Here is a 12,397-nt window from a genome sequence, read left to right as displayed (position 1 = left end):
GCTTAAAATGTCTGGCGTAGCGCTTTCAATCCTTCATGTTGAGGCAGTTTTTCCAGGCCTCTGCTGATCAAAATTTCTGCCTGATCCTGTTTCCCGTCATCTAGCAGTTTGTTGATCGCAACCACCAACTGATCTCCCAGGTTGTGCAGGCCTTCCCAGGCCTGTTTGTTGTTTTCATGCAGCGCCAGAACCTGTTGATAGGCATCGTAGGCACTACTGCCCGAGGGTTCGATGAAACGACCCACCAGCCCATGAACCTCGGCCACTTCCAGTAAATCCTCAATGTGTGTGCGTTGCTCTTCGGCCAGAGTCGATGTGTCTTCCAGCACGATTTCCGGTTGATCCTCTCCTTGACCAAAAAACAGTACCGTGACTAGCGCTATGGCCATCAACAATCCTGCTGCCAGCGAGAGTGTATAGGCCCACTTGGGGAATCTGCTGTCCCGTCCTACCCGTGGGCCGGACATCTCCTGTAGAAAATGTGTGGCATTGATAGTCCGATTTTCCCTTTCGAATTCCAGTCCATGAGAGATTGCCTGCCAAACCTCTTTTGAGATCTCCTTGGGCCGTTCGGGCTTCATACCCAGGTCTCTGGCATAGGTTGCGGGCTTGCGTTTGAAAGGGTGACTGCCCGCTAACAATTCATAGGCGACTACCGCCAGGCCGTACACGTCATCCCGAGGATCGGGGGTGCCGTATTCAAGCATCTCGCAGCTGGCATAGGTGGGAGTCAGGGCGCCTAGAGAACCTGGATCGAATATGGTGGCATCTTCAACTACCCGGTCTGATCCCTTGGCGGCCCGTGCGATGCCGAAATCAACCACTTTCACCACATTCTTCGAAGTCAGGAACACATTACCCGGTTTGAAGTCTGAGTGGACGATATTTTCCGAATGGGCATAGGCCAATGCCCGGCTCATCTGTTCAATGATCGACAATGCCTCTTGAGCCGGCAGTGCCGAGGGGCGGATGCGTCTGATCAGATGATCCAGAGGTTCACCTTGCAGAAGCTCCATGGTCATGTAGACATTGGGTCCATCCCGGTCAAAGTCATAGACTGTCACAATATTGGGATGAGCAAGCTGTTGGGCTTTTTTGGTCTCTCTTTGCAGGGCAATGAATGAGTCGGGGTTGGCCTGGAAATCTTTTGACAGCACTTTGACAGCGATATACGGATCTCTGTCCATGGCTTCGACCTTACGCATGTCTTGTGCTTTATAGACCACTCCCATACCGCCACGTCCCAGCATCTCTTCGAGAACAAAGCGGTTTTTCAGCACTGAGCCAACCTGAACAGCCTGAATGTTATCCGTATTGAACTCTTCGGTTATTCCGGTATAGGTCGGTGAGGTAGTACTTGCGGGATCGGTTGTCGAACCAGTGATTTCACCCGGATCCGCGGTGTTTGGCGAGTTCGTCTCTGCCAAACGGGTTGTATCATCTGAGGGGAGGGAGTGGTTATCTTTTGTATCCATAATCCACCATGGTATTAACTGGCCCGGAAATTGACCGAATCACCGTTGACCTGTGCGGCATTAATGGGTTGAATATTATCCATAATCATCAGTATGTTATGCCATTTTCCCGCGAGTAGGACCTGGAAATCGTCCAGCTCGAATGATTCTGAAATTTCAAGCTCACTAAGAGTACCTAAAAACAGTCTATGAAGCACGTTGCCGGGTTAATAGCACGAGTGACGCAAAATTTCCGATTTGTATGAATTTAGTTCCGATCCGCTGGTATTGAGCAACTTTCTCCCGCTGCTTGAACACAAAAATGATATGAGAAATGTGCCGATATCATGCAGTACAGCATCAAAATTCGGGTTAAACTGAAAATATGCATTTACCGGATTATCATGGTGGCAGCATCGTCAATCTGATGGCCTCGATCCAGCAGGGATTGGGTGGTGAACCTCACATCTACCCACAACACCGTTTGCTGCCCACCGATCAGATCGGTCAATATCAACAAGTACTGCTGTGGGTTATAGACGGGATGGGCCTCAACTATCTCCGCTCTCAGCCTAAAGCCAGTCATCTAAATGCCAATCTGCTGGGAGGTATGACTTCCGTCTACCCGCCAACCACGGCGAGTGCGGTAACCAGTTTTCTCAGCGGACTGGCGCCTCAGCAACATGGCCTGACAGGCTGGCACATCTTCTTCGCCGAACTGGGAGCGATCCTGGCCATTTTGCCTGGCAGACCAAGGTATGGCGGCGTACCCTTAAGTCAGGCTGGGATTGATCTAAGTGCTTTACTCAATATAAAACCCCTGACAGATTCAATTCCCGGTTCAACGGCATGTCTGGTGCCGGACAAGATTGCCAAATCAGATTTCAGCCAATATTTCCTCGGTAGTTCAAAACTGCTGACTCACAGCAGTCTGGATGAATTACAACAGAATATGGTCGAGCGGATGAAGCGGGGAGAAGAACGCTATCTGTTCGCCTACTGGCCGGAGTTGGACACACTCGGTCACCATCATGGGATATGGAGTGATTTAGCTGAGCAACACTTGTTAGCGCTAGACCATTGCTTCAGTGAGGTAGTACGCCAGTGCCATGAAACAGGTACTCTTGTCATCGTCTGCGCAGATCATGGACAGATTGACAGTCATCCACAACGGCGTCTTTCATTGGATGATCATCCACTACTGGCTGACTGTCTTGCCATGCCTTTAAGCGGAGAACCCAGATCTGCTTACTGTTATTTGAGGCCTGATAAAAGTGAATGTTTTGATCAATACGTTACTGATCATCTTGCACAGCAGGCAGAAAATTATCGATCCGATGAGTTAATCGAGCAGGGTTGGTTCGGCATAGGTGAACCCAATCCTCAACTGAAACGCCGGATTGGAGACAGGGTGTTGTTGATGCGAGAGGATTATACCTTTAACGACTGGTTGCTTCAGGAGCATCGCTATCAACTAGTCGGGGTACACGGTGGTTTGAGTGAAGATGAGCTACTGGTGCCTTTGATCGTAGTAGAGCCTTGACAATCTCAGATTAACTCGTTGACCTACAGCTTACCGTCGTCATAGACCGCTCTCCCATCACAGATCAACTCAAGACCAAACTCACACTCTCAAATCCCATCAAAATCCGTGCATTCCGATCAAAATCTGGTGGATCAGGGGCTTTCAGGGGTATCTGCTTGAGTTGTGGCACAGTTGACATCACAACTGTCGGAAAATTTTACAACTGGCTGGAGTATTTACTTCAAAAAAAATTCATAAAGTTTTTATTTACTGAAATAAATAGAAACATGGCTCAAGTTGTGCATTAACTTATTTTTAAGTTGGCAACGGCTTAAAAATAAACACTGTAAGGATAGTGTTATTTGACTTTCGTTAAGGATGACAGAGAATGAAACCAAGAACAACGATCACAAGACACATTGCCTGTATGGCAAAACTTTTACTGGTAACGCTATGCGCTTTCTCAAGTGGCGTACAGGCTGCGCCAATGCAAAAGGAGAACGCCAGCAAAGCATCTGCCGAAGATCCATCCAATCTTTGGCGCTGGTTGTTTCATGATTCGGCACAACAGAGTATTGCAGTTTCCAACGAACTGCACTGCCTTGCTTTGAATATCTACTTTGAGGCTCGCAGTGAATCGGCTCAAGGTCAATATGCCGTTGGTCATGTGGTCATGAACCGGGTAGCTCATCAGGGATTTCCCAACACAATATGCAGTGTGGTCAAGCAAGGTGGCGAGAAAAGATTGAATCGTTGCCAGTTCTCATGGTGGTGTGATGGACGTTCCGATAAGCCGATCAACCGGAAGGCTTGGCTGAAATCACTGACCAGGGCCTATGAGGTCTATCTCGGTCAGGTCAAGGATCCAACCTCTGGTGCGCTTTGGTATCACGCGGATTATGTCTGTCCTAGTTGGAGCAAGGCATTCACTGTAGTTACAAAAATTGGTCAACATCTATTTTACCTGGAGGGCAAGCAGCCCAGCCTGGCGCTTAATCTCAATACTGGACTCTAGTCTGATTTTCACAGCAGACGAACTATTCGTTTGGTGCAGCCTGACTCGATATCAACCATTCTGTTCGAGTATCCAAATGCTAATTTACGTCTTTTCTTACACATAAATACCCATGGCTGTGTGGTCTAGGGACTACTATCGATGATTCGTGTCATATAGCTATGAAGTAGGGATTTAAAAATACAATCTCATCAATAGGGACAAGAGCCACAAGAGATGATTTATCATCGAATAAGCCGTTTATCAGTCAGTGAAGATCTGTTCACTGTGTAACAAAGTTGCGGTTATTACATGAAATTCCGATTTCAACATAACACGCAGCATTGTGAACTGGAGTAACTGACACAGCTTATGGTGGGACTAAGCTGGATCTAACGGTTCTATTGATATGCTCAATGGCAGGTTATCAGGCTGAATGAATTGTTTTAGAGTTTACGTTGTAGCCACAACCAGCTTCCTGAGAGAGCAAGTAGAATCATTGCCAGTGCCACCAGATCATTGAACAGTGCACCAGGCATTTGTAAAATGCGACCGCTGTGTAGATCCAACAACAGCCGTTCAATGGTAATACTGTGACTTTTGAAGTTCAGGTCAGCCTGTAGACTGGCGGGCAGGAGGGTTGCAATGCGAGCAGTTGTATTTGTAACGGTATCTGGTTTAAGCTCCAAGGTATCAGGGTGCAGTGTCTGCGTTCCAGTCTCGGTGGCAATGACCAACCAATCATCGTGTACGCCAGACAGAGCGCTCGTATTATCGGGCACCACATCATCCAGGATTTCGATCAGTTCACCATCGCTAGTGAGCAAGGTCAACGAGGTGTCACAGAGTACAAACCAGATCCCCGCAACCATTTCTGCACCTTTCAGGGGCTCAGCACAAAAGCCGACAGATTCACTATCCCAGTAGAGTTTTCCTTGAAAAGCACTAATCCAACTCTCCGCTGTGGCATAACCTTTAATCTCTCCTACGAATTCGACCCCATACCAACTCAATATCCAGGGTGAAGTAATGGGTCTGGTATCCAAGCCGAATCGATTGGCGTGATTAATGACAATACCGGTTATAGCGATCAGTATCACAAACAGTGACAGTATGAACCCGATGCGGTGGTGCCAGCGCAACATAAACAGGCGCAGACTACGCTTGAAACTTCTCATTAGCCTGAACTGTCTCCATTCGGTTTAATACTCACAGCAGGGGAGGTCAGTCTCACCTGCCGACTAAGATAGAGTGCAGCCCTGGCAACTTTTTTCATAGCAATAACCGAGAGGGTTGCACCACTGATACTGTCGATATGTCGATTGAGTCTCAATCGTTCAGTCAGCGAAGCACCTAGAAACTGGTCGGTGAAAAAGGTCTGTTTGATTTCCCAACCTCGGCTTTCACGAAATGTAAGCACATAGATCGATTCGATCTGCTGTTTGTTTATCACCACACCGAAGGTGATGGGTTTAACTTTGCCGATTTCGTTAAGAATCCAGGCTGTTTGATCCTTGTTCTCATCATTCGTCCAATAACGAATTCGCAATCCCGGGTATTTATGGCCAAAAATCTTTTTTAGTTTCTGCTTTACAGGTTTATTCAACCAAATCTTACCGCCAGTATAGCTGGCGCCTAGGTTTTGACTGAGGAAATCTTCTTTGCTTAGGTAGGTGCCTTGGGCCCATAGCTGTGTCGTCGCAGTGAGTAACACGGTAAAACTACAGCAGCCTAAAAGGAGCAATAAACGATATAGACTCATGATGGCAATGAAATCCTCTGAAGCTCTCCCGGTGCGGTATTACCGCACCGGGTTTGCTGTTAGAACTGGTAGCCTAGACCCAGGTTGAAGCCATCACTGTTGCCAGCATCATCATTCTGTAATTGGTAATCAAACTTCAATACCACATCACTGTGTGGATAGTAGTTGAGTCCAAAGTCCGTCTGGGCCGCATCCACCTCGGCCTCCTGAGACCAGGCGCTCTGGCGTACAAAGAAGCCTAGCGCTTCCATGGGGCGCCAGGCGAGTTCGAGATAACCGCCATCCTGTACATCTTTACCCGCCGCTTCTGCGGCATCGCCACCCAGGTCCCAGCGGGCATACAGACCTTTGGCCGTGAATTCACCCAACTGGTAGATGATATGACCACCGATCAGCGTGGCTTCTTCAGCATAGGAGTCCTCTGCACTTTGATCCAGGTCAGGCTGGTATTGTGCATAAGCGGCCACCTCCAGGCCTGCCATGCCGGTATAGGTGGCACGACCTGTCACAGCAAAATCGAAGGCATCAGCGAATGAGCCTTTCTGTTTGCCACCCTTGAGATTGAAAGGATCACTCTCGCCGGTTTTCAGGCCTTCGGAAAGCATCAAGTCGAAGCGTAGGGCATTGTTAGTTCTGTAGATCAGATTGACACCGTTAGACCACCAGGTGGTAGGGATAATCGTAGTCTCCACAATAGGACGCTCTACACCATAAAAAGTCGGCGGCTCATGGGTCTCATTAATTATGCCTATTGGCATCAGTATCGCACCAACCTGAGCCATTGTGCCCTCATATACATCAAACTCGATGAAGGCCTGCTCAAGTTCCACTGCACCACGCCTGGAGGAGCTGGCGATAATGTGCTCAACTTCAAGTTCGGAAACGAACCGGATTGAGTCAGAGAAGTCATACCCAAAGAAGATTACGAAACGGTGAAAGTCCAACTCTCTATCATCGACTCCATCCACATCCAGGTGATTGTAATGCAGTTCACCATAACCGCCGAGATGGACCTGGTTAGCCATACTCTCGTCCGTCTGTTGACTTTCCACGCTGTCGGCCATGGCTTCCAGTTTGGCATCCAGGTCTTGCTCCAGTTGATCGATACGTTCACGAAGTGCTTCGATTTCAGCTTGGTCATTCGCGTTCTCGGCAATCGCCGCACTGCTGAACAGGGTTGCGGCTAGCAGCAGAGTGTTTCCGATATGTTTCATGTCTATTTAGCCTGTCTAATAAATGTATGTTGTGCGATTGACGGTCAGTCTCCGTCACTGAAGTTGATCCCCAGTTCCACATCCAAGCCGTTGGGTATCTCCCGCTTGAAGTGACCGTCTAGATTGGCGATGTTTGTTTCCAGTAGCTCGGCATCCCGGGTATTGATGGCGGTGCGGATTGTGGCAATGGTCTCCCTGACAGCTGCTACTGAATCGCTAAAACCGCCAGCTTCCATCAAGCCGAGAAAACTGACTTCTGTATTCCCCTCCAGTAGTATTTCGATCTCATCGATTGCGGCACTGAAGCCGTTCCAGGCGACCCCGGATAGGGTCGCACTGGTGGAAAGTACGTTGCGTTTATTCAAGTAATCCAGGTGTTCCTGAACCGAAACCAGGAGCTGGGTGAGATTGTTGCTACCATCATCGAGCTGGTCATCAAGAAACAGGGTACGGTAAGACAGCTCTGTATCCTTATGCTGTAATTGCCAGCCCTGCACTACATAGTCTGCATTGCTGGCCAGCTGACGAGCTATGCCCGTGAGAATCTCACACTTGCGAGGGTTGTTCTGAAAGCCTTCGATGATATCGTCCACCAAAGCGCTCTGAGCACCACCGCTCGCTTCGAAGGAGAGGACTTCCAGTGCCAACAGGCCAACTTTGTTAAAGGTCAGCTGTTCAAAGAAAGTTTCATCCAAACTTTCTGATCCGGTAATCAGGTTGTCGATCTCATCTCGTACCGTATTGATGTAGTTGGTGCCACGTACCCGTAGACTGTCGATAAATGTGTATTTGGCAAATACCAGATCATCATTGAGGGGGCCAAAATTGTAATTCGCCAAGTGAAACCACTTTTCATACAGGTTAATCCAGGCGCTCTGCAGAACTTCCAATTCTGCGGTATTGATCTTGCTGCAAAAACGAACGGTTGCAGTGTCAAAGGTCATAGCCTGGGTATTGAAGGCTGTAGCAGCAGGAATGACCGACTGATCAACCGCATATTGCAGGGCTAGATTCAGGTTATCGACTGTCAATTCCGGTGGGTCATTGGGGCGACTGCCACTACAGCCGCTGAGTATCAACAGGCAGAGAATAATCAGACTGGTATTTCGCATGGCGATAAACATCATAGTATTGAATTGGAGAGTTACCCTGTTGTGAGAAGCAGATGGTTATCCCATCTGAAATCAGGGTGTTGGCGATGTGCTCGATCTTCTTTAAGGGTCTGCGCATCAAGCAGTCTCATCTGACCATTCGAACTGGTCAGGGCAAAATAACGCTGATCTTCTGTGACTGCGATACCGCACACATCGTGCAGTTGGTGATATCCGAGAAAGGCCCCGTTATTCAGATTCCAAAAAAGTGCAATACTGCCTTTGGGGCTGGTGAATCCAACGACTCGACTTCTGTTATTGATCGCGACACTGCCAATATAATCGCGCAATTGCATCACTATCGCCGCTGGTGCTTCGAGCAAGCGTAGCGGATCACCGAGTCGATGAGTTGCGGTTAATGGCACCAGTGAATCGTGAGCAGCAGCCTCTCGCTGAAACTGCATTCCAAAGGCAACGGTATCATCATCGGCCACATCAAGATGACGAATGCTGGCTTTTGTCTCAGTAAGTCGATGTAAGGCTAGCCTTTTACCGGAGTAACTATCGATATAGCAGAGGTTTGAGGACATGCTGTCTAGATTGAGTTTTTTTCTACCACTATCGGGATGGGTGAGTATGCCGCCATTGGCGACAACCAGTGTTTTTCCATCATTGAGCAGTTTCAGTTCATGAGGCCCAATACCGTGGCTGGAGATCTCAGCCAGTAATTCATAGCTGTTTGCATCTCTGATGGCGATCAGGCCTCGACCCGTATCGATCTCTGCTTCGGTGGTGTACAGGAGTTTTCCATCAGGTGAAAAACTGCCATGCCCAAACAGATGCCGGTTGTTTTTACACACAAATGCCAGTCGATGATCACGGCTCTCCAGGTCAACCTCTATTGCCTCTGTTCCTGGACGACGGGCAAACATCACGACTCGGTTATGTGATGGATGCAGACTGACACCATGCCCACGGAACCCAGAGGGTATCTTTAGACTGTTGGCGTTATCTGAGAAAAACAAACCAATACCGTAAGTTTTGGCTTTATCCCCTTGTGCTGAAAGCCAGATATTACTTCTACCCTTATTCAGATAGGCGCCTGCAGCAAGAAGAGAGGAGGGCATAAGCGTCAGGGTTGCCATACCTGATATGAGTGCTCTACGAGATATTCCAGTTCTATTAACCATCTTCTAATACCGCTTAAAGGGATTTCACAAATTCAATTAACAACTGACGTTGATCCGCCTTGAGATTGACGAAATGTCGCCTGACTTGTTTGGCCTCACCGCCGTGCCAGAGAATCGCCTCTTCAACCGTTCGGGCGCGGCCATCATGTAGCAGGTTGTTACTGCCATTAACTGCTTCACGTAATCCAACACCCCAAAGTGGAGGCGTTCGCCACTCACTCCCACTGGCTTGGTAATCTGGTCGACCATCAGCTAGATCAGGCCCCATATCATGTAGTAACAGATCTGTGTAAGGCCAAATTTTCTGTTTAGAGAGGTGGGGCAATTGGCTTGATTCAGCTGTGGTGTAATCCGGGTGGTGACATTGCTGACAGCCCGATTGGTAAAAGAGCTCCCGCCCTGCCAATACTGGCTCACTGTTCCAATTACTGCGCTTGGGAACACCAAGATTGCGTAGGAAATCAGTTACCAGACTCAATAGATTGTCTGGGATTTCCACACCTTCTTCGCCGTTCCCATTAGCGGTTTTCAAACATCGGGTCTGTGCTTCGGTACAGGGTTGCTGTGGGAAAAGAGGGTTGGTAATGCCTACATCGCCAGTAAAGGCTGCAGCGGTAACAATACGTAGGTTATTCGCCCGATTGGCCTTCAATCCAAATCGTCCCGGTACAGTCCTGGCTTGTTCAAAGTCCCAAACATGATTGACTCTACCTGAGATTCCATCACCATTGCTGTCCTGTGGATCGGCAAGTTTATCGATGGCGGTTTGGGGGATCAGTTCCAGCAGGCCTGTACCATGGATAGGTGGGGAATTACGTAAGCTGAACATGGTGTCAGCATTCAATTCACCATACGCAAGTTTTGTGATACGGGGTTTCGGCCAGCGCAGATTAACCTGTGTCTGGTCCGGGTAGGTGAAGGTCGAATGTTGCCAGTCGATATAGATATAGGCCTCGGGTTTAACCTCCTCGGCTTTCAGGCTCACCTTTTTCAACTGGCTTACCTGACGTAGTTGATGACTCAGAGCAACCGACTGGGTATGTAGTTGGTCACCGTATACCGGTTCAGGCACCACGCCTTGGATTTTGTCTTTGCCTGGTATACTGATGCGTACGAAAGGTCCGATTAGCTCTCGATCCGGGCTCTCCGGCATCTGGCTGCGACCACCGTTGATATGGCAAAAAAGGCAGGTTCGTGCATTGTAGAGTGGGCCCAATCCATCCCGGGCGGTCGTTATGGTGGGAGCACGCACCCAGGGCTGGTGAGCCAGGGCCTTGCCAGCATGAAAATCCGGATGTTGTGCCTGAGGAAGATTTTCAGCAGGCAACTGAAATGAGGCGAATGGTTGGATTGAAACCGAAGCTTCACCTCCAGGTAGTGATTCTGACGACGACAGGGTGGGCGCCGCTGAATTGCCGCAACCGCTAACAATCAGCAGCAAGCAAGAACCTGTCGCAGCGCTTGTCACACTTTTTGGGATAATGTACATGATTGACAATTGATCGTATGAAGAGGCAAAGCCGGCTTTGCCCGATTACTACCGGTAGACAGATCAGCTGTAGCGGCTGATCTGTCTATTTACAACTACTGATCAGCATTCAGCGGATGGATCGCTTGTATCACACCCCGATGCATCGTCATCAACCACATTGCCCAGATTCAGTTCATCAGCAATTTGTTGAATCAAAGATGATTGGCTATTCAGGGAGATGATTGCCGGATACAGGGGATTATCACTGGTTTTTGCCTCAGTGATCAGTACGTCTACCGGACGACCTGCCCGAGCGGCAGCATCAATCGCCACATAAGCGGATTCGGTGTCTGTCAGGGCGGTTTCGATATTGTTCTTCAGCGTCGTGAGCCCGGCATCCTGGAGGTAGTCATCAATGCCATAACCATCCACTGCATTGGTGGTTTCATCGTCAATACCATCCAGGTCGCTGTCATACCCGGCATAGACACCGTAATAACTGTTGGAAACCCCTTCCGCATTCAGCCAGATATCACGGTGAGTATTATCGGAAAAACAGGAGTGTTCATCTTCCTGGGAGTTGGTGCTAAATGCGATCTGCATTCGCTCACCTGCCAACTCGCCTTCAGATAAGGTCCCCATCCCAGTAAGAATCTCAGCCAGCTTCTGTTTCGCTTCGGCTTCATTGGCCACCGAGGTGAAGGCAGTACGGTAACTGGCACCTTCGATCCAACCATCTCTAACCTGTTGCAGGTCAGCAATCAACTTATCTACTGCAACTTCCAGGTACTGGTGTCGGCGATCTGCAGCATCATTAGACGCCGTGCTGACAAAGTCGGATATGGGGCGTTGCCCCCCTGTTGCCAGATTGGAAGCGTCATGGGTTTTAACTGCCTGAGTTCTATCCTCCGGGACTGTAATCGTGGCGTTGTTATTGAGATCCTGACCCCATAGCAGGAATTCAATGGCATGGTAACCGGCAATAACATCATGTTCGTCATCGGCAGTAGCCGTATTGGCCAACAGATCTGCGTTGATGGTAATACTGGTATCACCAATGATGTTGTTGCTGCTGTCGGCTTCGGCATCGGCTTCAGTAAGCGCACCATTACCATTGATGCCTGCAGCATTTGCAGTCACACCCACTTGGTCATCGCCAAAATCATCGGCACTATTACCAGTATCCACATTGACATAGTCGATCAGTGCCTCTCCAAGAGGCCAGGCATTGATGTCACCTTCAGGGCCGTCTTCATCGCTGTAGTTTGTCGAGTCGATGGGGCTGAGGCGGAAACGGTAAACTTCGGTCTGACCGTAGGGCTCACGGGCTGCCAGCCAGGCATCCTTAGCTGATTGCAGGGTTGTCTCCGTGGGATCGGCACGTAAGGCGGTGAGGGCGATTTTCAATGCTTCAGCTGTCGTAATGGCATCACTGTAAACAGCTAGAGCGATATCTGCGTTGGTCTCCAGTACTTTTAATACATTTTCTATATTAATCAATGATGTAGACGAACTATTATCGTCGTCACTACTGCCACCACCACCTCCACAGGCAGTGAACAGGCTAGCACTCAGTAGGGCCGCGGCAATGGGTTGCAATCTCATTCAGATACTCCTATTCAAACTCAATTTAATACAGCCCGAAGTCACACAATCGAGAGAGGTTTCCAACAGGCCAGGAAAGTCTGGAAAAGAT

Annotated in this window: 10 protein-coding genes; 2 read left to right on the top strand and 8 right to left on the bottom strand. The window is 48.9% G+C overall.

The genetic code is table 11. The features are described from left to right. Nucleotides 1–2: 2 nt before the first annotated feature. On the bottom strand, nt 3–1,475 hold the full coding sequence (locus A3193_RS08085) for a serine/threonine-protein kinase (protein ID WP_069014487.1): 1,473 nt from the start codon (nt 1,473–1,475) through the stop codon (nt 3–5). Between the two features lie 364 nt (nt 1,476–1,839). On the opposite strand from A3193_RS08085, the gene A3193_RS08075 reads away from it, so the two are divergent. Beyond that, nucleotides 1,840–2,997: an alkaline phosphatase family protein gene (locus A3193_RS08075; protein ID WP_069014485.1), complete on the top strand. Its 1,158-nt coding sequence runs from the start codon at nt 1,840–1,842 to the stop codon at nt 2,995–2,997. A 370-nt stretch (nt 2,998–3,367) separates the two neighbouring features. Beyond that, nucleotides 3,368–3,994: a cell wall hydrolase gene (locus tag A3193_RS08070; protein WP_083218624.1), complete on the top strand. Its 627-nt coding sequence runs from the start codon at nt 3,368–3,370 to the stop codon at nt 3,992–3,994. Between the two features lie 425 nt (nt 3,995–4,419). On the opposite strand, the gene A3193_RS08065 is transcribed toward A3193_RS08070, so the two are convergent. The 7 genes from A3193_RS08065 to A3193_RS08035 all read right to left on the bottom strand — a co-directional run bounded on the left by A3193_RS08065 (nt 4,420) and on the right by A3193_RS08035 (nt 12,306). Then, on the bottom strand, nt 4,420–5,151 hold the full coding sequence (locus A3193_RS08065) for a PepSY-associated TM helix domain-containing protein (RefSeq protein ID WP_069014483.1): 732 nt from the start codon (nt 5,149–5,151) through the stop codon (nt 4,420–4,422). After that, nucleotides 5,151–5,579, bottom strand: a complete 429-nt coding sequence (locus A3193_RS08060) for an FMN-binding protein (RefSeq protein WP_235614926.1) — start codon at nt 5,577–5,579, stop codon at nt 5,151–5,153. Before A3193_RS08060 ends, A3193_RS08065 begins: the two co-directional genes overlap by 1 nt. Nucleotides 5,580–5,794: 215 nt before the next feature. Continuing rightward, nucleotides 5,795–6,949, bottom strand: coding sequence for a hypothetical protein (locus A3193_RS08055; RefSeq protein WP_069014481.1), 1,155 nt, complete (start codon nt 6,947–6,949; stop codon nt 5,795–5,797). A gap of 44 nt (nt 6,950–6,993) precedes the next feature. Further along, nucleotides 6,994–8,061, bottom strand: coding sequence for an imelysin family protein (locus A3193_RS08050; RefSeq protein WP_162272486.1), 1,068 nt, complete (start codon nt 8,059–8,061; stop codon nt 6,994–6,996). A 32-nt stretch (nt 8,062–8,093) separates the two neighbouring features. After that, complete coding sequence (locus A3193_RS08045) at nt 8,094–9,185, bottom strand: DUF1513 domain-containing protein (RefSeq protein WP_069014480.1); 1,092 nt, start codon at nt 9,183–9,185, stop codon at nt 8,094–8,096. Nucleotides 9,186–9,243: 58 nt separating this feature from the next. Then, nucleotides 9,244–10,671 (bottom strand): di-heme oxidoreductase family protein, encoded by a 1,428-nt coding sequence (locus A3193_RS08040; protein WP_235614925.1) that lies wholly within the window; start codon nt 10,669–10,671, stop codon nt 9,244–9,246. A gap of 150 nt (nt 10,672–10,821) precedes the next feature. Then, nucleotides 10,822–12,306 carry an imelysin family protein gene (locus A3193_RS08035; RefSeq protein ID WP_069014478.1) on the bottom strand — a complete coding sequence of 495 codons (1,485 nt, stop codon included), beginning with the start codon at nt 12,304–12,306 and terminating at the stop codon, nt 10,822–10,824. Nucleotides 12,307–12,397 lie beyond the last annotated feature (91 nt).

It is taken from the genome of Candidatus Thiodiazotropha endoloripes (genome assembly GCF_001708965.1).
Taxonomy (GTDB): Bacteria; Pseudomonadota; Gammaproteobacteria; order Chromatiales; family Chromatiaceae; genus Thiodiazotropha; species Thiodiazotropha endoloripes.
Note: the sequence above shows the minus strand (reverse complement) of the source record. Positions and strands in the feature narration are given on the sequence as shown.